Raw genomic sequence first — 21,065 nt, forward strand, 5'->3', positions numbered from 1 at the left:
AGTTAGCACCTTTCACTCCCGTCATGCTGAACTCGTTTCAGCATCCATCGCCGCGCGTTAACGCAGATGTTTATCCTGAGGATGGACCCTGAACCAAGTTCAGGGTGACGACACGGGGTATACGATGGCGCGCTGATTTTCCTACTCAGCGCGCGCTCGCTAGTGCGGGGGCATGCCTTTGCCCACCGCACACCAACCTCCCACTAATCGACTAGACCGATCAATCGCCGCCTCTGTGATCGATTGCTTTTTCACCCCTGTACTGTGTTCCAGCCGTTCCAAGCGTGCTCCAGCAGCGATGAACCGAGCGCTAGGCTGCGGCCTGGCTGGGGGCAGCCATCGGCGGGTACAGCTCGTCCAGAGGCCTGCTGCGGCCATCGGCGCACACGATCCGCACGTGGTAGCGGCGCATCTGGCGCGGCTCGTGCACCCCAACGCTGTGAGCGATTACGCCCACTTCTTTGCGCATCTGCTCGACGAAGTTGGCCACGCGCACAGCCTTGTCGGTCGGGTCCAGCCCGCGCTGCAGGCTGGGATCGTGGGTGGTGATGCCGGTCGGGCAGGTGTTCTTGTTGCACTTCATCGCCTGAATACAGCCGAGCGCAAACATGAAGCCGCGCGCCGAAATCACGAAGTCCGCGCCCGCGCACATCGCCCAGGCAACCTCGCTGGGGGTCACCAGCTTGCCGCTGGCGACGATGCGGATGCGGTCCTTCAGCCCGTGCTTGTCGCGCAGGTCGACCATCATAGGCAGGCTCTCGCGCAGGGTCAGCCCAACGTTGTCGATGAGCGGCAGGGGCGCAGCGCCGGTGCCGCCATCGCCGCTATCGACGGTGATGAAGTCAGGCGCGCTCGCTATCCCTCGTGCATTGATCGCCTCGAACAGCTGATCGAGCCAGCCGTATGCGCCGACGACAGTCTTGAAGCCGACCGGCTTGCCCGTGACCTCGCGAATATGGGCGATCATGTCGAGCAGCTCGTCGATGTTGCCGATATCGGGATGGCGGTTGGGCGAGATGGAGGCGGTGTGCGGCTCAATCCCGCGGATGGCGGCGATCTCCTCATTGACCTTGGCGGCGGGCAGAATGCCGCCTTTGCCAGGCTTTGCGCCTTGCGAGAGCTTGAGCTCGAACATGCGCACCTGCTCATGCGCGGCGACCTCGCGCAGCTTCTCTTCCGACAGGTTCCCGTCCTTGTCACGCACGCCGTACTTCGCGGTGCCGATCTGGAAGACGACATCGCAGCCGCCTTCGAGGTGATAGGGCGAGAGGCCGCCTTCGCCGGTGTTCATCCAGCATCCGGCCTTGGCCGCGCCGTTCGACAGCGCGCGCACCGCCGGGGTGGACAGCGCGCCGTAGCTCATGCCGGAGATGTTGAAGACCGAGGGTGCATCATAGGGGATGCGCGCCGCACCTTCGCCAATGACGAGAGAGCCTGCCTCGACTGCTTCCCGCTCCAGCGTGGGCCAAGGGCAATTGACGAAGATCGGCGTGCCGACGGGGTCGAGATTGCGGGTCGATCCGAAGGCGACATTGGTCGATTTGGCGCCCGCAGCATCGTACACCCAATCGCGCTGAGCCCGGTTAAATGGCATCTCCTCGCGGTCCATCGCGAAGAAGTACTGGCGGAAGAACTCGCCCAGTTCGGAGAAGACGTAGCGCAGCCGGCCAATGACCGGGTAGTTGCGGCGCACGGCATCGGCGGTTTGGAAACGGTCGATGAAGAACAGGACGACGATGCCTGCCAGGATCAAACCGACCACGAAAATGAAGAGTGTGCTCAGCCAGCCGAGTGTGTCGATCATCGTGTTCTCCCAAGAGGCTATCCGCCGCCGGATGCCGATTTGTGGGATAGTACAACTTGCAAGGTATTGGGCAAGGTGAGGCGCGACCGGCGGCGCCTAGATATTGGTGTCCAGACGCAAAAAGGCCGGGCGCCCTTATCGGGAACCCGGCCTTTGTTTACGTTAGGAGTTTCTAGCTTAGAACTTCCAGTTCACCGAGAAGCGCCCTTGGTTGTTGGTGAGGACACCGCGGCCAAGGTCGGACGTGACCGAGAGGCCAGCCTTCACGCGGCTGGACAGAGCCATTTCAGCACCGACGTTGACCGATACCCATTCTGGATCGAGCTCATTGCTGATCTGGAATGCGGCATCAGGTGCGCCGAGGAAGCTGGCCGTGACCGTGTCGACATTGTCAGCCAATTCGCGGGCATAGGCGACCGAGCCAAAGGCCGTGATCTTGCCAGTGCGTCCAACATCAAGGTCAAGCGATGACATCAGGCCGACCTTCGTGCCGAGCGAGGTGAAATCACGGCCTTGGACGTCAAGCCCAAGGTTGCCAGCGCCGTACTCTGAGTAGCCACCGATCTGGTTGCGAACATAATCCATGCTCACAACTGGACCAACTTCAAAGCCTTTAGCGATGTCGAAAGCGTAACCGAGGCGAACCCCGGCGAAGCTCTGCTCGCCATCGGCCTGGCCAAGCGCGCTGCTGAACGATGAACTGAAGCCTGCGGCGCCTGCGCGCTCTGTGCCGTAGTTCTGATTGGCGAAACCGAAGTACATGTCGGCAAAGCCATTGCCCGCTTGATACGCGGCATAGACGGCGGCCGAGCGGCTTTCGTCTTCGTTCGGCTGTGAAGCGCCAATTCCAGCTGCGCTGTTGCGAATGTTGGTCATCGCAACACCAAGACTGAAGTTCTCCGATACCCGCAGATCTGCACCGATGGTGAGTTCACCTGCTTGGGTAAAGGCAGCCTCTTCAAAGGCGGTCGCACCGCTTGACCGGTCAATGCTGCTTACATTGAGGAAGGTTCCGCTAACGGAGCCGAAGAAGCCCAGCTGCCCGTCTTGTTTTGGAGCCGAACCGCCCATTGCGAACCCAGCATTGCCCGCTGCAGAGAACCCTGCCGCTGCACCGTTCGCGCCGCGAAGCGCGAGAGTGCGCTGTGCGATTTGACCGGTGAAACGCTGCGAGAAGCCGTTTGCGATGGTTTGCTGGTTGAACGCATTGAGCGGTGTCAAAGCGCCAAGCGATGCGCCAAGCGTGTCCGCACTAGCGCTATCGATCACATTGAAGATCGACGCAAATTCAGCGAAGCGACCGCCAAAGCGCAGCGTATCAAGCGCTGAACCGAGAGAGGCCAGCGAGCTGTTCTGTCCAAGCAGGCTAAACAAGCTGAGTGCACCGATCTCAACAACCACTTCGTTGCCTTCGACCCGGCTTTCCGCAGTCAGCAATGGCGAACCAGAAATCAGCAGCGTGTTGTCAAACTCGCCATCGATTTCACCTGCGCTCAGAACGCTGAAGGTGCTGCCAAAGCGCGGTACATTATTCTCGCCGAAGACGATTAGATTACCGCCGAGGACAGCAGCACCGGAAACGTCGAGCAAGTCAGCAGATATCACACCGCGGTTTGATTCGACATCGGCGAACAAAAAGCCGCCACTGGTCTGAACATAGTCGCCATTGATGGTCAGCGTGCCAATTTGACCGAGACGATTAGGGCCTACAAAACCATTCACATTGAAGAATGCGTTGGTGTTGATGGTGCCGCGACCGACGAACTCACCGCCCATCAAGGTTACAAGGCCTGTGTTGAGCGTACCGTCGATGCGCGATTCACCATTAAACTGCTCTACGCCGATGATGCTGGTGAACTCAAAACGCCGAGGTAAGACGAATATGGCGCGATCATTATCAACCGTGAGACGATCAATTTCGACATCCATATCGACACGCGTCCGACCGCGATTGGTCAGCAGGACATCGAAATATTGCGCAGGGTTGGCAAATGCCTCGCCGATAGTGCCGTCGGTGTTGTTCGGCACAAATCCGGTTGAGCCTGGGCCAAGCAGCGCAGAGCTTTCAGGAACCGAGATATCGATTTCTTCAAAGCCAGGAGTGATATCGGTGGAGTTGCCAGAAATATCCTGGCCAAGAACCGTACCAAGTTTTGGACCAGAAGCTGTGATACCCGGCTCGTTACCATCTGGGATGCCGTTTACGATGTTGCCGTCGGCATCCTGGATGAAGAAGCCCGGATCAAGATCCTGAGTCCAGTGATCTGGATCGGACCAAGTGCCATTCCCAGCCTTTGCGGAAACATATTTATAGGCTGTGTTCTCAGTGATGAACTCGAAGAATGGGAACAGCGGGTTATAGAAACTTACGTCGCTGTAAGTGCCGCCGAGCCCAAAGAAGTCAAAGCCGCCCGAAAGAACACCGATTGCAAGCGGGAATTCTGCCAGTTGGTCAGCGACCAGCGGTGAACCTGAATCGCCCGGGCCAGTGCCTACTTCGCCGGCGAGGGCATCGCCATCAAAGAAGTCGATCGCTAAGACAGCTTCTAGACTGTCGCAGCTGATGGTATCTCCTGGGAAGACGCAGCCAGCTTGTTGTTCTGGTGTGCGGTCCGGATTATCGAAGTCAGTCCAGTAATAGGCTTGGCTTTCAAAGCCCAGTACCTGCGTTGATGGAGCAAATGCTGGAAACACGCCATCAATGAAGTCACCTGTGCTGCCGAGTAGGCCAAGCATGTTCTCACCTACGCGGCGCAGGAAACGGTTGCCGGCGTTTGTACCGCCAGTGAGGCCGGTACCATTTGTGCCGTAGCCGACTTGTACAACGTGCGTCAGTTCCGTCAGCGGCGTAAGCAGAAGAGGCAAGGACGGTACATCAGTAATTGGCGCGTCGACTGCGATCAAAGCAATATCAGCCCATGGAAAGCCGAGACCCGTATTGTCTGGATTGCCAGTTGGGTGGATCACCACGTCAGTGCTGGAAGCGACACCACCATCAGCATAGCCTGACCCGTCGCCAAGATAGGTGAAAAGGCGGTCCGCGCTGCTTTGTCCTGTTGCTATCAAGATTGTGGTTTCAGCCCCGGCGTCGGGCAAGCCATAGGTTTCCGACGACGTGGTGGCGATCGGACCATCACTACCGTTCAAGCAGTGCGCCGCCGTCAAGATCGTACGCGGGTTGATCACACTGCCTGTGCAGTTGAAGAACACGCCGCCATCTGAGTTACGCTGCTGAAAAATGTGCACTGCGTAGGGCGCAATATCGTCGGGATCACCAAAATCAACGCCGACGTCGTCGCGGACCAGGATGCGCTGCTCAGGATCGCTAATCGTACCAATGTAGCCAGTAGTCGAGCGCGACGTGCGCGCGATTGATGCAGAGGCCGCTGGAATGACAACTTCTGGGATTTCGAACGAGGTGCTGCTCTGTTCAATTCGGAAACCAGCGAAATCACCTTGCGCTTCCGCTGCGATATCTTCGCTGTCGCCACTATTTTCAGAGGCATAGGCGGGCGCCGCTAAAAGCCCGCTTGCAATGCCGATCACACCCACGCTGGAAAGAACATGCCGTTTAATCATATTAAACCCCCAATAAGTTGTTTCTATCAACGACTCGGAAGTTACAATATTTTAACCATGAACACGACTCGAAACCTGCATAAGTGCTGAACGGGAGGGCGGTGAGGCGTGATTATTTTGCGACGCACAGCCGCTAAGCCCCGAGAATCTGTCGCTTTAAGCAGATTCCGCAGGCGGAAAATTTTTCCAAATTTTTATTGATAGGTATGGTTAATTTCGGCCGATGCTGGAGTAGTCAAAGCCAGCGATGCGCATATCATCCGGGTTGTAGATATTTCGCAGGTCAACAATCACGGGCGCTCTGGCCAGATCCTTCACCCGGCCCAGATCGAGCGCGCGAAACGCGTCCCATTCCGTGACAATGGCGACGGCGTCTGCGTCCTTGATCGCCGCATACGGCTCTTCGCACATGATGACATTCGGCATCAGAGGGCTGGCGATCTCCATCCCTTCTGGATCGAAGGCGGCGACCTCAACTCCGGCATCGCCCAAAGTTTGGGCAATGGCGATTGCCGGTGAATCGCGCATATCGTCGGTGTTGGGTTTGAATGTCAGGCCAAGCATAGCGACTTTCTTGCCGCGCGCGTTTTCCGCTCCGCCCAGTGCATCGAGCACCTTTCGGCCCATTGCGCGCTTGCGGCTTTCATTGGTTTTGACCACGGCTTCGACAATTCGGGTCGGGCTGTCGTAATCTTCGGCTGTCTTGAGCAGCGCCAGTGTGTCTTTGGGGAAGCAGGATCCGCCATAGCCAGGGCCAGCGTTGAGGAACTTGGCACCAATGCGATTGTCCATGCCGATGCCGCGCGCCACGTCCTGGACATTGGCGCCTACTTTCTCGCAAAGATCGGCCATTTCATTGATGAAGGTGATCTTGGTCGCGAGGAACGCATTGGCGGCATATTTGATCAGCTCGCTGGTGCGGCGACCAACAAACAGGATGGGCAATTCGTTGAGGAACAGTGGGCGGTAAACCTCGCGCATGATCTCGCGCCCGAGATCATCTTCAGCCCCAATCACGATCCGGTCGGGGCGTTTGAAATCGCCAATAGCCGCGCCTTCACGCAGGAATTCTGGGTTGGAGACTACCGCGAACTTGTGCGCAGTGCCGGTGTCTTTGATGATCCGCTCGACTTCATCGCCGGTGCCAACCGGGACGGTAGACTTAGTGACGATCACCGCTTCATTTGCGAGGTGTTCGCCGACTTCGCGGGCGACCTCATAGACGAAGGTCAGGTCTGCATGACCATCGCCGCGGCGGCTTGGCGTGCCGACCGCGATAAAGATCGCCTGCGCGCCATCGATGCCAGCGGCCAAATCGGTTGTGAAGGACAGGCGGCCAGCTGCGGCATTGCTCGCCACCAGGCTATCAAGCCCGGGTTCGTAGATCGGCATGATGCCATCTTTGAGGCGAGCGATCTTGCTGTCATCTTTGTCGATGCAGACGACCTCGTGGCCGAAATCCGCAAAGCATGCGCCCGATACCAGGCCAACATAGCCCGACCCAACCATGGCAATTTTCATCGCACTTGTTCCTCGTTGAATGTCTTAATCGTGCCGTTATCATCAACAGCTTGCAGAATTCTTCTCTCGGTGCCTTCAAGCACCAGTGCCGTGAGCACGCCCGAGCGGAAGGCGCCAGTGTCGACACCGATCCGGTGCCCGTTGTCCATGACGTTAGGGAAGATGGTGTGGCCGTGTACGATGACTTTTCCAAAGCCGCCTTGGTGCCGCAAAAACCGATCTCTGATCCACAACATGTCGCTGCGCTTTTGCTCATCGATTGGGCGCGCGGGGTCAATGCCAGCGTGGACGAATAGATAATCGCCCGCGATGATCATTTCTTCAAACTCTTCGACGTAGGCGCGCTCCTCAGCGGGGACTATCTTTTGCAGTGCCTCGAACAGTTCCTCAAGCGACATCGCGTTGAATTTTTTCGGCGTGATGTCGTAGCTCAGGATCGTCTCGCGCCCGCCATGTTTTAGGAAATGGCGTAGCACGTCGATATCATCGAAGGCTTCAAGAAACATTTCCTCGTGATTGCCTGCGAGAATGCGGACAGATCGCTTCTGCTGCCATTTGCGAGCCCGCGCGATCACCCCTGCGCTGTCATCGCCCCGGTCGACCAGATCGCCTAGCAAGATAACGTGGCTCTCGGCCTCGCCTGCTTCTGCATCATCGGCCTCAATCGCCTTGATCAACGCCTTGAACAGATCGAGCCGTCCATGAATATCGCCAATCGCATAATAACGCGTTCCCGCAGGAACTGCTGGCAAAGGCGCGTCAGGCCGCGATTGGAAGAGTTTGCGAAGCGTTTTGATCATGGTGCAATTAGAATGCGGTTGAGCCGGTAGGTGGGCGTCGGTGCGCTTTAGGCAAGTGTGGGCTTAACGGCAACTGATCGAGCGCTCACTTTTCGGGTGGTGCAAAATCCACACACTTGCTGCTGTTTACGGGCACTTGCGCAATTTCTCTTGTGCCGCGCGGCATTTCTCGGCAAGAAAAATTCGTACTCAGATGAGATTACCGTAAATAAGTTGGTAACCACTGATGGCGCAGGTGGGACGAAGCAACAACACAACATAAGGAAGTTGTAATGCTCACGTCCATTCGCGGCCTCTCCGCCGCAACTCTATCCGCTGGTTTGCTCATTTCTGCAGCTCCAGCATTTGCTAATGAAACCGAAGCTGGCGAACAATCTCCAGCCCCGGCAACATCCGAAATTGCCACCGTCATCGATAGCGAAACTGACCGTGCAAGCGCACCGGTTGATGCTGCAAAAGCTAGCTATGCCGATGGCGACGCTGGTTTTGAAGTGACGGCCAATGTCGCTTTGGTCAGCGAATATCGCTTCCGCGGTGTTGACCTGTCCGGCGGCGAAATCGCCATTCAGGGCGGCGTCGATCTTTCGACCGATATCGGCATTTACGCCGGTACTTGGGCCTCTTCGCTTGATGAAGACACGGTTGGTTATGGTTCAACCGAAGTTGACGTCTATGGCGGTTGGAGCGGGGATCTGACTGAAGGTCTCAGCCTAGATGTGGGCGCAATTGCCTATCTCTACCCAGACGCCGGCGCTGGTGATTTCGATTACATCGAATTCTACAGCTCGCTTGGCTTTACCTTCGGCCCAGCTGAAACAACGGTCGGCGTTGCCTATGCACCTGATCAGGATTCGCTCGGCGGTACTGACAACTTCTACATCTATGGCGATGTAGGCGTCGGGATCCCAAATACGCCGGTCACGCTGACCGGTCACCTTGGCTACACCGATGGCTTCCTGACATTCACGAATGACAGCAAGGCATTTGACTGGTCAATCGGCGCAGAAGCGGCTGTTTACGGACCGCTCAGCTTCGGCATCTCCTACGTTGGTGTAGAGGGCGATGGCCTGATCGATCCAGGCGGCGTCTTCACCGATGATGCGGTTGTGTTCACATTGAGCGCCAGCATCTAATCACATCTACGACCCTTCGGGTCACAACCCACTTTTGCGAGTGGAGCAGAAAAGGCGCGGGGGTTATGCGCATGGTCCCCGTGCCTTTTTCTTTTTTGGGCGGATCGAGTGCTCCGCCGATTTCGTGCCCAGCAGGTCAGGCCAAGCGCCTGCTCAATCAAGCGAGAAGTTGACCGTGGTGACCACGCGGACCTTTTTATAGGGGCTGTCGCTTTTGCCCCATCCGCCGCCATCGCCATCGCGTGCTTCGATTGAGAAATATCCTTGGGTTGCATCTTTGATGGCGCCAACGCCTGAGCCGGAATCTTGCGCAAATTGTTCTGCAGAGGCGCGGGCATCGCGGGTCGCCTCGGCCACCATTTCTGGCTTGATGTCGTTCAATTTGGTGAAGGTGTAGCTCATGCCAGAACCTTCCTCCAGGAACACACCGCCGCCAACCAGATCAAACTGATTAGCGACCGCCTTTTGCGCCAGCTCGATATTGTCAGTTCTCAGCGCAAGCCGTTGGCGCACAGTGTAAGTCGTGACGCCGCGATTGGTATGACTGGATACATTGGCCCCGGTCGGCTGCAGGCTGCCTGCCGGAAAACCTAGCCCATTAAAGAAGCTCTCGATGGCGCGGGTGTCGCCCTGAACCTTCCCTTGGGCCTCAGCAAGATTGGCCGCGCTGGCAGAGTAAGAGATCGTCCATGTGGCGAGATCTGCGGTAACATCGCGCTCCGCCAAGCCGCGCACCGTCACAGACCGTTCGGCTTCTTTTGCGCGCAGCAATCCATCGCCAAGCAGATATCCGCCCAATGTCATGCCGATTGCTGCGATGGCGGCTGTGCCGAACCAGCGGGTCGTGGTCGCTCCAATCCCGCTCTTGCGCCTTGCACCTTCACGCTCCATCTCTTGCTGCGTATCCATCGCCGTATCCGTCATCGCATCCTCCTTACTGATGCGATGAATTGTGCTTATTTGTCGATGAACTGAGTTTGAACTGAAAAGGCCCATCATGACCAAATATCTTCATTCCATGATCCGCGTGACCGATCCCGATACCACGGTCGATTTCTTTAAACTGATCGGGCTGGAGGAAGTGCGCCGGTTTGATGTTGAGGCGGGCCGCTTCACGTTGATCTTTCTGGCTGCACCGGGACAGGAAGGCGTTGCCGAGGTTGAGCTGACCTACAATTGGCCGCCTGAAGATGGCAGTGAGCCAGAGACCTATGACAATGGCCGCAATTTCGGCCATCTCGCCTACCGGGTGGAGAACATCTATGACACATGCCAGCGTCTGATGGACGCAGGCGTGGTCATTAACCGGCCGCCGCGCGATGGGCATATGGCCTTTGTTAAGTCACCAGACGGTGTTTCGATTGAATTGCTGCAGGACGGCAATCTGGAACCGCAAGAGCCGTGGGCCAGCATGGAAAATACCGGCAGCTGGTAGGGTTCTGATCGGGCATGGTCGCCAACACACGGCGGCGTCCATGTCCACCAATCAGGAACTCCGTTTCGTGCAGCTCAGCCGCGATGCTTTACGCGTTGGTTGGCTGATTGCCCTGGTCGTCGCAGTCGGCATCAGGGTGGGTTGTGGTCAAGCGCAGGACGATAAAGCCGAGCACCGCTGATATCGCCGAGCCGGTGAGGATGCCGATCTTGGCCTCTTCGATGAACATGGGTTGGTCTGGGAAGGCGAGCCCGCCAATGAACAGGCTCATCGTAAAGCCGATCCCGCAAAGGATCGATATGCCCCACACCTCGGCCCAGCTTGCGCCCTCGGGTCGCTGGGCAAAGCCGGTCTTTTCCGCGATGACAATCGTTGCGAAGATGCCCAATTGTTTGCCAACCACGAGGCCCGCCGCGATTGCCACGGGCAGCGGGTCAAGCAAAGCGCCGATCCCCATGCCTTCAAACGAGACGCCGGCATTTGCAAAGCCAAATACAGGAACGACGAGATAAGCGCTCCAAGGCGCCATGCCATGCTCAAGCCGCTCCAGCATGGAGTTGCCGTCTTTGCGGTGCATCGGAATGGTGAGCGCTGCCAGAACACCTGCGATGGTCGCGTGGACCCCGGTGTTAAGCACGCAGTACCACAGTACCAGGGCAAGCAGGATGTAGGGGCTAAAGACGCTGACCTTCATCCGGTTGAGCGCAATCATCAGGCCGAAAACAACGATTGAAGCGACCAGCCAAGCAAGCTTGATCGTGGGCGTGTAGAACACCGCAATCACCATCACCGCGCCTATGTCATCAACGATGGCCACCGTCAGCAGGAACAGGCGAAGCGATGCGGGCACCCGGCTGCCGAGCAGGCCAAGCACGCCCATTGCAAAAGCAATGTCGGTCGCCGCTGGAATGGCCCAGCCGCTGGCATATTCGCCGCCGCCGGAAACCGCGATATAGACGAGGGCAGGGACGGCCATGCCGGCCGCAGCGGCTGCCATCGGCAGCCTGCGCGCGGCGGGATCTGATAATTGCCCGCCAACGAGTTCTCGTTTCACCTCTAGCCCGACGACGAAGAAGAAGATCGCCATCAGTCCGTCATTGATCCAAAGGTGCAGATCATCGAGCTTGGCAATCGGGGTCCAGGCGAGATCGCCGTAGAACAGCTCGCGATATTCGCCCGATAGAGGAGAGTTCGCAGCCAGCATCGCAGCGGCCGCCACGAGGATCAGCAAGATACCGGCAGAGGCATCGCCAACGAACAGAGCGCGCACTGGCGCGAATACCGAGCGTAAAGGGGAGTTTGATTGGGCCATAGTTATCCTACCCCCTCTCGAAAACTTTCTCCCGTTGCAAGCCTTAACCGAGAGCGATACGTTGTTTTGCACAAGTGGGGACGGGGGTCGGCTTGCAACTAATAAATTTTGACGTCTGGCAATGGCTGGTATTGTTTCAGCACGAACTGCTTTTATTCGCAGGTATATTCTTTCTAATAGGCGCCGCTGACGATCTTTTAGTAGACGTTACTTGGTTGTGGCTGAAGCTCACCGGGCGTGCAAAAACGCAACAATTTGAAAAAGATGAAAGCGAAACACCCGAGCTTTGCGGCGATGCGGCGGTGTTCATTCCGACTTGGTCCGAAGCTGAGGTGATCGGCGTTACAGTCTCTGAAGTTCTGAAGCGCTGGCCGCAAAAGGGACTGCGTTTGTATGTGGGTTGTTACCGCAACGACTCGGCGACTATCGCTGCGGCGAGTGATGCCGCCAATGCCGATCCGCGCCTGCGCATTGTGATCCATGACCGCGATGGCCCCAGCACCAAGGCCGATTGTTTGAACCGGATTTACGGCGCGATGTGCGATGATGAGCGTCGGCGCGGTGTGCGCAATCACATGGTTGTGTTTCACGATGCAGAGGACTTGGTCGATCCTGCCGCGCTATCATTGCTCGACCGGCACATTGGCCAGCATGCGGACGGCGCGCAATTCGTACAGCTTCCCGTCCACGCACTGCGAAACAAGGAAAGCCGCTGGATCGGCAGCCACTATTGCGAGGAATTCGCCGAATCTCACAGCAAGGGTATGGTGGTGCGCGATGCTCTGGGCGCTGCGCTCCCAGGGGCAGGGGTTGGCTGCGCGATTGAGCGCGAAGCGATCGAGCATTTGCGCATGCGCCACGCCGACCGTCAGCCTTTCGTCGCCGATTCCCTGACCGAAGACTATGAAATGGGGCTAAGCATCACGGAGATGGGCGGAAAGTCGCGCTTTATCCGCGCACGCGCTGCCAATGGACGGCTGATTGCAACACGCGCGTTCTTCCCTGATCGGATCGACACTGTGGTGCGCCAGAAGACGCGCTGGGTGCACGGTATTGCTCTACAAGGCTGGGACCGCATGGGCTGGTCTGGCAATCTCGTCGAGAGCTGGATGAGGGCACGCGACCGGCGAGGGCCGTTCACCGCTCTCGTCCTGCTGATGGGCTATGCTTTGCTGGCGATATCCGCTGCGATCTGGCTCGGGATTAAGCTGGGCTATGGTGAACCACTGCCATATTCTCACATCGCAATCGGGCTGCTTTGGATCAATTTGGGTGCATTCTGCTGGCGCTCGGCCTTGCGCTTTGCCTTCACTGCGCGCGAGTATGGGACGGCAGAGGGTGTCCGCGCTGTCCTGCGCATTCCAATTGCTAATATTATTTCGATTATGGCGGGCCGCCGCGCGGTTATGGCGTACATCGGCACGCTCGCCGGGCGCGCTATCGTATGGGATAAGACAGACCATTCAGCGCAGCCTGCACGGGTAACTCAGCCAGCAGGTGGCCGCATATGACCCAGATTGCACAATCACGACGCGGCGGGCCGCTCGCCATGCTTGGGCTTGTCTTGGCCGCATGGATCAGCGGGCGCGCAATGCTCTGGGAAAGCCCGTTTCCTATCCCTGAGAGCTTTTCAAAGTCGGTCGACGCGATTTTTGCGGAGGCTCCGGCTGAGCCCGAATTGGTGGCTGTAAAAGCGCCTGGCCCAGATCAGCTCGCCGGCGCAGGCTTCACGGCTCCCGTCCAAGCAAGAGTCCCAGCGATGGACCTTACCGCGGACCAGCTGCGCGGAAGACAGATATTCTCCGACACATTGCATGTCGCCGCGGGGCATCAAATGCTGCTGATGGCGGCGATGAGCCAGCTGCCTCTGCCGCGTGCGGTCGAAGACGCATGGGCGCGTTCGAGCGCTCCCAATCGGCTGGTACAAGATGCGCCCGGCGCCGGATGGAGCCTGCCGGAGAGCGGAACCGACAATGGCGGTAATGCCAAAGCTGATCGTTGGTCGCTCGATGCTTGGGCATTCTGGCGTCAGGGTTCCAATTCCGGACTTGTCTCGCAGGGTCGCGTTCCGGTCTACGGCGCCAGCCAAGCGGGCGCGGTGCTGCAATATCGCGCGGCGCCCAGTTCTCGTCATGACGCGCGCGCTTACGTGCGTGCTTACCGCGCATTGGTCAGCAATGGAGAGAGCGAGGCGGCGCTTGGCGTGTCTGCCCGTCCGCTTGGCGCTGTGCCGCTGCGCGTGCATGGCGAAGTGCGAGTGACCGAGGGCACGTTCGACACCGAGGTGCGCGGCTCTGCTTTTGCCACCACTGAGATTCCAGCGGTCGCCTTGCCTGCGGGCACAAAGGCCGAAGTCTATGCCCAAGGCGGCTATGTCAGCGGCGATAACTCCGTCGCCTTTGTCGACGGCCAATTGGCGGTGACGCGTGAGGTGGCCAAATTCGATCTTGCTAAGCCGCAGTCTGCCCGCATTAGCGTGGGTGGCGGCGTATGGGCCGGGTACCAGGGGGCTGGGCAAGCGGCAGACATCCACCGGGTCGATCTGGGGCCAACCGCGCGGCTTGATGTGCGGATTGGTGAGGTGCCAGCTCGTCTTTCGGTTGACTGGCGAGAGCGGGTGTCTGGCGATGCTGCGCCGTCCTCAGGCGTTGCTGTGACCATTTCCACTCGGTTCTAAGCGAGGCTTCGCCGCAACCCCTTCATGAATAACGGGGTTTGCGCTCAGCATTGTCTTTAATCCATCCGCTTGCTGGGCTACGCCGCTGCTATGGATGTGTACCTGCCCATAGCCAATCTGTCAGTGAACGGTTTTTACATCGTCATGTTGGGCGGGCTGACGGGTATTCTCTCTGGCCTATTTGGAGTTGGCGGCGGGTTTCTTACCACACCATTGCTGATTTTTTACGGCATTCCGCCAACGGTCGCGGCGGCCTCTGCTGCGACGCAGGTAACTGGTGCCAGCGTGTCTGGCGTGCTCGCTCATCGTAAACGGAACGGCGTGGATTACCGCATGGGCCTGGTGATGGTCGGCGGCGGTATCGTCGGCGCGCTGATCGGCGCTTTGCTGTTCCGTTTGCTGCAATCCATTGGCCAGATCGATGTTGTGATCAACGTGCTTTATGTAGTGATGCTGGGCACCATCGGCGGGCTGATGGCGCGCGAGGCGGTTGAGGCTCTATGGCCGCGCAAGGGCGCGACAAAGCAACCGCGCAAACGCCGCCACCACCCTCTGGTTGCCAATTTACCAATGCGCTGGCGGTTCTATCGCAGCGGCCTCTATATCTCCCCGCTCGCCCCGCTCATCCTCGGCGTGCTGGTGGGTATCCTCACCATGCTAATGGGCGTGGGTGGGGGCTTCATTTTGGTGCCAGCCATGCTCTACCTCTTGGGGATGAGCGGCAATGTGGTGGTGGGAACCTCACTGTTCCAAATCCTGTTTGTGACGATGGTGACGACCATGACCCATGCACTGACCACCAAAGCGGTGGACATCGTCTTGGCGGGGCTATTGCTGCTCGGCTCAGTGATGGGCGCGCAATTTGGCACCCAGATCGCGCTTAAGGCTAAGCCTGAGCTGCTGCGTCTGATCCTGGCCGGAATCGTGATCCTTGTGGCGCTGCGCATGCTCTATGGATTGGGCATTGAGCCTGACGAGATTTACACGGTGAGCCCGCTATGATGGCGGCGGTGCGCCTTGCATTCCTGGGCCTTGCAGCGATCTTCTTGAGCGCTCAGCGAGAGCCAATTTTGGTGCCTGAGGTCAGTCAAAAGCGGGTGGAGGTTCGCCAAGGTTTTACGGGGGCTGATCTGCTGCTTTACGGTGCGATTGTTGATCCAGCGGGCCCTGCGCGCGGCACCGAATATGATATTGTCGTTGTGCTGAAAGGCCCCGCAGAGGCGATCCGGCTGCGCGAGAAAGAGCGCATCGCTGGGATTTGGATGAACGCGGAAAGCACCGATTTTCGCTCCGCACCGGCGTTTTTCGCGGTGGCTTCATCCCGCCCGATCCCCGAAATCGTCGATGAGCGAACCGCCGCAATCTATGAGCTTGGGACGAGTTTTATTCAGCTCAGCCCCTCCGGCCAGATTGAGCCGGAAACGCAGACCCGCTTTTCCGATGGCCTTGTTGATATGCGCAGGCGGTTGGGCCTCTACAAAGAGGATATGAACGGCGTCAGGATCACGGAGAAAGTGCTGTATCAAGCGCGGATCAATCTCCCCTCCAATGTGACGACAGGCCAATACACAGCGGAAACCTTTGCGATTGCCAACGGGCGGGTGCTTGCCAGCGCGACTGCGCCGATTTCGGTCGAAAAGGTCGGGCTTGAAGGACGGGTCGTAAACGCAGCCAATCGCTGGGCATTACTCTATGGGCTGGGTGCAATTGCGCTGTCGGTGTTCATGGGATGGTTCGCCGGCCGGGTGTTCGCAAAGGTTTAAGCCGTTGTGCCGCGCGGTCCATCGCGCAGCTTTTCATGCAGTCTTGACGCGATCTTAACCTCAATCTGAGTATGGGTGACCCCAGATAATTTTGGGGAAAGTGTGATCTCATGACAGATATGAGCAATCCGGGTTTTGGTCGTTCGCAAGAAAGTGGTGCACGTGCAACCGATGGCGCCAATGATGCAGTCGCGGGGATGCATGCCGCAACCAGCGCGCCTGCACCAGCTACTGCACCCGCGCCAGCGCCCGAGGCAACGCCTTCGCCCGCTCCAGTTCCGCAGCCCGCTGCTGCGGGTCAGCCAACCTCGCTGTCGGCTGCTGAGCAGAAGTCGCACGAAAATGCCAAGCAACCCATCGGCGTGGTCCTAGAGATTTCCGGTGCTGGCTCCCAGGTCGCCATCGATCTCCAACGCCTCGCTGAATGTATGGAAGACGCCGATCCTTCTATCGCGCTCGCTGGCCAAGTTGGTAGCCAGATCAAGATCCGTGTGGGCGATGCATGGCTGCTGGCCAATGTGCGTGACCAGCGCAAGGATCGCCGCAACGACAAAGGCATCACCGCAAACATCGACTTCCTCGGCGAGGGCCAGGAAGAGAAGCTGACGGGCCGTATCCATGGCTTCCGCCGTGGTGTGACGCGCTATCCGGTCCCTGGCGCGCTGGTCTATCCGGCGACGACCGAAGACTTGAAGCAGATCTACGCCAGCGATGGCCGCGCCAACATCACAATCGGCACCGTCTATCCGACTAAGGATATCCGCGCCGGCATGTATATCGACGCGATGCTGGGCAAGCACTTCGCGCTGCTGGGCTCTACCGGTACCGGTAAATCCACCAGCGCTGCGCTCATCCTGCACCGCATTTGTGAGGCCGCGCCTCAGGGTCACATCGTCATGATTGACCCTCACGGCGAGTATTCCGCAGCCTTCCGTCAAACCGGCCACATCCTCGATGTGTCGAACCTGCAAATGCCGTATTGGCTGATGAACTTCGAGGAGCATTGCGAAGTTCTCCTCACCAGCGATGGCAACGAACGCCAGGTCGATTCTGACATTCTCGCCAAGTGCTTGCTGCATGCGCGCTCCAAGAACCGTTTGGCCGAGACAATGGGCAAGATCACCACAGATTCCCCGATCCCGTACCTGCTGTCCGACCTCGCGACCAAGCTGCAGGACGAAATGGGCAAGCTCGACAAGGCCACATCCTCTGCGCCCTACATGCGGATCAAGGGCAAGCTCGACGAACTCAAAGCTGATCCACGCTATCAGTTCATGTTCTCCGGCATGCTAGTTGGCGACACGATGGCGGACTTCATCGCCAAGGTGTTCCGCATGCCCGGCGATGGTAAGCCGATCTCGATCATCGACGTCTCGGGCGTCCCATCAGACATCACCTCGACCGTGGTTGCCGTTCTCAGCCGCCTCGTGTTCGACTTTGCGATCTGGGGCCGCGAGGAGAAGACCCGCCCGATCCTGCTCGTGTGCGAGGAGGCTCACCGCTATGTTCCAAACGAGAAGAACTCGGACGGCTCATCGGTTGCCAGCATCCTTGGCCGGATCGCGAAAGAGGGCCGGAAATACGGCATCAGCCTGGGCCTCATCACCCAGCGCCCATCCGACCTTGCCGAAGGCGTGTTGTCACAATGCGGCACCATCCTTTCCATGCGTCTCAACAACGACCGCGACCAAGCCTTCGTGAAGGCCGCCATGCCGGAAGGCGCGCGCGGCTTCCTTGATTCCATCCCCGCCTTGCGCAACCGCGAGGTGATCATCTGCGGCGAGGGTGTCGCGATCCCGATCCGCGTGAGCTTCGACAACCTCGAAGAGAGCAAGCGTCCCGCATCCGAAGACCCGAGCTTTGTTGAGCTGTGGTCCGAAGGCGGCGGCGAGGAAGAGGTCGTGAGCCGCGTCGTCCAGCGCTGGCGTTCTCAAGGTTAGCGATTCTTGTGTTCCGCACGCTACCCAGCGTGCGATATCCTCGCTCATGCGACCTAAAGGTCGCATCGCTGCGGACGGCCACTTGGCCGTGCGGCGCTGCGCGCCGTGCTCCGCGACCAAGCCAGATGGATGGCGCAGTTTCGAAGCCGCTAGGGTTCGCAAGCGTGACCGCGCGCCGCGGCTTATGCCGCGAAAGCCAAGCGGGCCGGATGGCCCGCGCCCGGCGCTTGAGGGTGCAAGCAAGCTACGTACCCCTTTCATCACCGTACAGGTGGATGTGCAGCCGGTCTGACATGCGAAAGCCATGTTTTAGGCACAGCGGGCTGAGCCATTCCTCGCGCGCTCGCAGCGTTTCGCTGTCGGTACCTTCTGGCATCAGGAAGACGTGGCCGGGTTTGAACATGTAGCGCCGCTGTAGCTCCAGCACCTCCTCCACATCCTCTGGCGAAGCGATCACGAACTTGAAGTAGGCCCTCGGATCGCACGCGTAGAAGTCGAGCCGCTCCGGGATCAGCGCTTGGCTTCCCTCATTGCCCGAATGCGCGAGCTTGGGGCTGACGTTGTACTGATCAACGCGAATGTCGACATGAGACGGCGCTTTGGTCGTGCCATTGGTCTCGATCTCGATCTCCATATCCGGGATCAGCGCCATCAGATCGGCTAGCGCCGCGCCTTGGAGCAGCGGCTCTCCGCCCGTGATAACCAGCCGCTTCTGCCCCAGCGCCAGGATGCGCGCCGCGACGTCCGCTACCTCTAACGTCACCTGATTGGCCTTGCGCTCGAACGCGATACCACGTCGGTGCGGGCGGCTCTCGTCCCAGCGCCAGGTGTAGGCCGTGTCGCACCATGTACAGGCGAGGTTGCAGCGCGAGAGCCGCATGAACGCCACCGGGGTGCCGACGCTCGGCCCCTCGCCTTGCAGAGAGGCGAAGATCTCCGGCCCGCCGCCATCCGCCACCGCACCGTCTGTTGCCAGCACCAGCTTCATGGTCGAGCGCTTTCTGTTGTGAGTGACCGAGCCGCCCGCGCCCTCCACCCTTCCACCCGGATGGTATCCCGGTAGGCTCCGGGTGGAAGGGTGGAGGGCGCGGGTGGCTTGGCCCCACTCAGTTCATCGCTCCTAGTGCACGCTTGGAACACCTGGAACACAGTCCTAGCGCCAAAAACCAATCGATCACAGGTGTGGGCATTAATCGGTTTTATCGATTGAAGCGGAAGGGATGCAGCATGGTCCATAACCCGAACCTTTCGCATATCCCGGTAGCGTAGGAAACTATGGAAGAGTGTTTCGTTCGGCAGCCCATTCGAAAATTGGAGATTCTGAGCGAGCGACCATTTGCCGGCCGAAAGCCCAATTTCATGATTTCGCACCCGTCCAAACAAAGCCAAGCGCCGAACAAAAATCAGAAAACGAGGCGTTGCAAGTTGTGCAACGCGCCTTTCCCTCTCTGCGATGGCAAGTCTCAGAGATTTATATGATCTATGTCTCGTCAAGCGGCCTTGCCGCCTGACCCTCTCCCAAACTTTCGCTGGAGGCGCTATTGCGTCTCCAGCATCTTTCCAGCCCGAATGCTCTGGCGCTCTTTCTCTGTCTCACTCACAAGCCAGGAACGAAAGCGCTCAATCGCGTGCACACTGCCCGATGCTGGCCGTATCGCGACCACATAACTGCAGGACGTAGGCACATATTCGCCAAATGGCCGCACCAGACCCGCTGGGTCGCCGTAAAACGTCACCATGTCTTCCAGAACGAGCGCCAATCCAAGCCCGCTTCGCGCGGCAGCAATCAATAGACGCCCGTCGTCAAATTTATCGATCTTAAGATCAAGATCATCTGTCAGCCCAATCTCGCTCTTCCAGTCTTCCAGAATGTGGGGCAAATCCCGATGGACTAGAATTGGCGTGGATCTGAGAGCCTTTTTCAGCCCATCTCGGCTATCGACCAGCCCTTCTCGAGCCACAAGGAACGCTCCTTGAGGTCGCAACACTTCAACCTCCACCGGTTCCGCGCCTTCTTCCGCGAAGAAGATGATCATATCCAGACTCTCTCCAAGCTTCTCAACCGGCGAACCAGATGTGTCGAGTTGGAGATTGATGTCAGGATTGCTCTTTCGAAATGCTTCCAATCGCGGGATCAGCCAAGCGGTCGCGAACGACGTCGGCACACCAACTGCCAAACTCTTACTCTTGATTGGACCACGCTGTTCGAAAGCGGCCAGTATCTCGTCAAAAGGCTTTTCAATCTCCGCCAAAAGACGGCGCCCCTCCTGATTAAGCCGGTACTCATTCCCTCGACGAATGAAAAGCGGGCAACCCGTATGCTGCTCGAGTTTTTGAACGCGGCGACTTAAGGCAGAAACCGAAAGGTTGAGATCGAGCGATGCGCGCCGCAGCGAACCTGATCGCGCCGCAGCGACAAAAGCTTCTAAACTTCCAGTGGGCGGCAGGCGACGAATGAGTAGCTCCTTTGTTTGCTTCGTTTACATGCACCACAATGCTGCAGTGCACAACACTTTGCTCACCGAAGACCCCAAAGGCAATCGTCGAAATACCAATACTTTCAATACCTTTAGGGCGTTTCCAATTTTGCAATTTGGTATTGCCTCCTTTGCGATGGAACGGAAATCCGGGCTGGGTATACTGCAGTGCAGCATAAAGGAGGCTAGCATGACAAAATTAATGACCGCGTTTTCAGCCGTATTTCTCGCCGTTGCGATGCCAAATGTCGCTCAAGCCGAAGAGGTGGTTGAATTTGCGTTGAAAGAGAGTGAACTGACCACTCCGACCAAGCGTGAATTGCTACTGGCTCGCATCAAGTCCGAAGCTTTTCTTTCGTGCAAAAGTGCGGCGCTTGATATGCCACAGGCCGCCATCGAGCGTTGCGCAAATGATCTTGCCGATCAATTCGTCGCGGCAATCGCTCACCCTGATCTTTCGCTTCTGTCCAAGCAAGATCCGAAACCGGTATTTCGGGCGGCACGCCGCTAATTTTTTCGGTCAAACTGCGACTAACTCCGGCAAGCTATGCCTTGTCGGAGTTAGTCGTGTCTAAGATCCCAATTTACAGAGTACGGTTGCGTCTGAGCCCATTTGTTTGCCGA

The 21,065-nt window shown here is 58.2% G+C and carries 16 protein-coding genes and 1 pseudogene; 8 read left to right on the forward strand and 9 right to left on the reverse strand.

Annotated elements, in window-relative coordinates; translation table 11 throughout:
- Positions 1–310: 310 nt before the first annotated feature.
- From AC0V6V_RS11705 to AC0V6V_RS11720, 4 genes are all read right to left on the reverse strand, one after another.
- Complete coding sequence (locus AC0V6V_RS11705; RefSeq protein ID WP_486165545.1) at positions 311–1,804, reverse strand: FMN-binding glutamate synthase family protein; 1,494 nt, start codon at positions 1,802–1,804, stop codon at positions 311–313.
- A 177-nt stretch (positions 1,805–1,981) separates the two neighbouring features.
- Positions 1,982–5,383 carry an autotransporter domain-containing protein gene (locus AC0V6V_RS11710; protein ID WP_486165546.1) on the reverse strand — a complete coding sequence of 1,134 codons (3,402 nt, stop codon included), beginning with the start codon at positions 5,381–5,383 and terminating at the stop codon, positions 1,982–1,984.
- A gap of 210 nt (positions 5,384–5,593) precedes the next feature.
- On the reverse strand, positions 5,594–6,904 hold the full coding sequence (locus AC0V6V_RS11715) for a UDP-glucose dehydrogenase family protein (RefSeq protein ID WP_486166340.1): 1,311 nt from the start codon (positions 6,902–6,904) through the stop codon (positions 5,594–5,596).
- Positions 6,901–7,704, reverse strand: coding sequence for a metallophosphoesterase family protein (locus AC0V6V_RS11720; RefSeq protein WP_486165548.1), 804 nt, complete (start codon positions 7,702–7,704; stop codon positions 6,901–6,903). Before AC0V6V_RS11720 ends, AC0V6V_RS11715 begins: the two co-directional genes overlap by 4 nt.
- Before the next feature lie 272 nt (positions 7,705–7,976).
- Between AC0V6V_RS11720 and AC0V6V_RS11725 the strand changes: the two genes are divergently transcribed.
- Positions 7,977–8,837, forward strand: a complete 861-nt coding sequence (locus AC0V6V_RS11725) for a TorF family putative porin (RefSeq protein WP_486165549.1) — start codon at positions 7,977–7,979, stop codon at positions 8,835–8,837.
- A gap of 153 nt (positions 8,838–8,990) precedes the next feature.
- Here the strand turns inward: AC0V6V_RS11725 and AC0V6V_RS11730 are convergent, their stop codons facing one another.
- On the reverse strand, positions 8,991–9,641 hold the full coding sequence (locus AC0V6V_RS11730; protein WP_486166092.1) for an SIMPL domain-containing protein: 651 nt from the start codon (positions 9,639–9,641) through the stop codon (positions 8,991–8,993).
- A gap of 193 nt (positions 9,642–9,834) precedes the next feature.
- Here AC0V6V_RS11730 and AC0V6V_RS11735 point away from each other — a divergent pair, with 193 nt between their 5' ends.
- Positions 9,835–10,272, forward strand: a complete 438-nt coding sequence (locus AC0V6V_RS11735) for a VOC family protein (protein ID WP_486165550.1) — start codon at positions 9,835–9,837, stop codon at positions 10,270–10,272.
- A gap of 88 nt (positions 10,273–10,360) precedes the next feature.
- On the opposite strand, the gene nhaA is transcribed toward AC0V6V_RS11735, so the two are convergent.
- Positions 10,361–11,584 carry a Na+/H+ antiporter NhaA gene (gene nhaA, locus AC0V6V_RS11740; protein WP_486165551.1) on the reverse strand — a complete coding sequence of 408 codons (1,224 nt, stop codon included), beginning with the start codon at positions 11,582–11,584 and terminating at the stop codon, positions 10,361–10,363.
- Positions 11,585–11,658: 74 nt separating this feature from the next.
- Between nhaA and AC0V6V_RS11745 the strand changes: the two genes are divergently transcribed.
- The 5 genes from AC0V6V_RS11745 to AC0V6V_RS11765 all read left to right on the forward strand — a co-directional run bounded on the left by AC0V6V_RS11745 (position 11,659) and on the right by AC0V6V_RS11765 (position 17,964).
- Positions 11,659–13,095, forward strand: a complete 1,437-nt coding sequence (locus AC0V6V_RS11745) for a glycosyl transferase family protein (protein WP_486165552.1) — start codon at positions 11,659–11,661, stop codon at positions 13,093–13,095.
- On the forward strand, positions 13,092–14,261 hold the full coding sequence (locus tag AC0V6V_RS11750) for a hypothetical protein (protein WP_486165553.1): 1,170 nt from the start codon (positions 13,092–13,094) through the stop codon (positions 14,259–14,261). Before AC0V6V_RS11745 ends, AC0V6V_RS11750 begins: the two co-directional genes overlap by 4 nt.
- Before the next feature lie 90 nt (positions 14,262–14,351).
- The gene (locus AC0V6V_RS11755; RefSeq protein ID WP_486166093.1) at positions 14,352–15,263 is read left to right on the forward strand and encodes a sulfite exporter TauE/SafE family protein; all 912 of its coding nucleotides are present in this window, start codon (positions 14,352–14,354) and stop codon (positions 15,261–15,263) included.
- On the forward strand, positions 15,260–16,024 hold the full coding sequence (locus AC0V6V_RS11760; protein ID WP_486165554.1) for a TIGR02186 family protein: 765 nt from the start codon (positions 15,260–15,262) through the stop codon (positions 16,022–16,024). Before AC0V6V_RS11755 ends, AC0V6V_RS11760 begins: the two co-directional genes overlap by 4 nt.
- A gap of 110 nt (positions 16,025–16,134) precedes the next feature.
- Positions 16,135–17,964 carry an ATP-binding protein gene (locus tag AC0V6V_RS11765; protein WP_486165555.1) on the forward strand — a complete coding sequence of 610 codons (1,830 nt, stop codon included), beginning with the start codon at positions 16,135–16,137 and terminating at the stop codon, positions 17,962–17,964.
- Between the two features lie 244 nt (positions 17,965–18,208).
- Here AC0V6V_RS11765 and AC0V6V_RS11770 read toward each other — a convergent pair whose 3' ends face one another.
- The 3 genes and pseudogenes from AC0V6V_RS11770 to AC0V6V_RS11780 form a co-directional block, all read right to left on the reverse strand.
- Complete coding sequence (locus tag AC0V6V_RS11770; RefSeq protein WP_486165556.1) at positions 18,209–18,952, reverse strand: 7-carboxy-7-deazaguanine synthase QueE; 744 nt, start codon at positions 18,950–18,952, stop codon at positions 18,209–18,211.
- A gap of 550 nt (positions 18,953–19,502) precedes the next feature.
- Positions 19,503–20,216 (reverse strand): LysR substrate-binding domain-containing protein, encoded by a 714-nt coding sequence (locus AC0V6V_RS11775; RefSeq protein WP_486165557.1) that lies wholly within the window; start codon positions 20,214–20,216, stop codon positions 19,503–19,505.
- A gap of 66 nt (positions 20,217–20,282) precedes the next feature.
- Positions 20,283–20,357: pseudogene (locus AC0V6V_RS11780) on the reverse strand (hypothetical protein); the annotation flags it as partial.
- Between AC0V6V_RS11780 and AC0V6V_RS11785 the strand changes: the two are divergent.
- Positions 20,332–20,952, forward strand: coding sequence for a UrcA family protein (locus tag AC0V6V_RS11785; protein ID WP_486166341.1), 621 nt, complete (start codon positions 20,332–20,334; stop codon positions 20,950–20,952). The pseudogene AC0V6V_RS11780 and the gene AC0V6V_RS11785 overlap by 26 nt on opposite strands.
- The last annotated feature ends 113 nt before the right edge of the window (positions 20,953–21,065 follow it).

The organism is Erythrobacter sp. S249, assembly GCF_057364975.1.

What these genes read in the sequence shown, in the direction of transcription:
- AC0V6V_RS11705 (WP_486165545.1), bottom strand. Translation starts at nt 1,804, where the DNA reads ATGATCGACACACTCGGCTGGCTGAGCACACTCTTCATTTTCGTGGTC.
- AC0V6V_RS11710 (WP_486165546.1), bottom strand. Translation starts at nt 5,383, where the DNA reads ATGATTAAACGGCATGTTCTTTCCAGCGTGGGTGTGATCGGCATTGCA.
- AC0V6V_RS11715 (WP_486166340.1), bottom strand. Translation starts at nt 6,904, where the DNA reads ATGAAAATTGCCATGGTTGGGTCGGGCTATGTTGGCCTGGTATCGGGC.
- AC0V6V_RS11720 (WP_486165548.1), bottom strand. Translation starts at nt 7,704, where the DNA reads ATGATCAAAACGCTTCGCAAACTCTTCCAATCGCGGCCTGACGCGCCT.
- AC0V6V_RS11725 (WP_486165549.1), top strand. Translation starts at nt 7,977, where the DNA reads ATGCTCACGTCCATTCGCGGCCTCTCCGCCGCAACTCTATCCGCTGGT.
- AC0V6V_RS11730 (WP_486166092.1), bottom strand. Translation starts at nt 9,641, where the DNA reads ATGACATTGGGCGGATATCTGCTTGGCGATGGATTGCTGCGCGCAAAA.
- AC0V6V_RS11735 (WP_486165550.1), top strand. Translation starts at nt 9,835, where the DNA reads ATGACCAAATATCTTCATTCCATGATCCGCGTGACCGATCCCGATACC.
- nhaA (WP_486165551.1), bottom strand. Translation starts at nt 11,584, where the DNA reads ATGGCCCAATCAAACTCCCCTTTACGCTCGGTATTCGCGCCAGTGCGC.
- AC0V6V_RS11750 (WP_486165553.1), top strand. Translation starts at nt 13,092, where the DNA reads ATGACCCAGATTGCACAATCACGACGCGGCGGGCCGCTCGCCATGCTT.
- AC0V6V_RS11755 (WP_486166093.1), top strand. Translation starts at nt 14,352, where the DNA reads ATGGATGTGTACCTGCCCATAGCCAATCTGTCAGTGAACGGTTTTTAC.
- AC0V6V_RS11760 (WP_486165554.1), top strand. Translation starts at nt 15,260, where the DNA reads ATGATGGCGGCGGTGCGCCTTGCATTCCTGGGCCTTGCAGCGATCTTC.
- AC0V6V_RS11765 (WP_486165555.1), top strand. Translation starts at nt 16,135, where the DNA reads ATGACAGATATGAGCAATCCGGGTTTTGGTCGTTCGCAAGAAAGTGGT.
- AC0V6V_RS11770 (WP_486165556.1), bottom strand. Translation starts at nt 18,952, where the DNA reads ATGAAGCTGGTGCTGGCAACAGACGGTGCGGTGGCGGATGGCGGCGGG.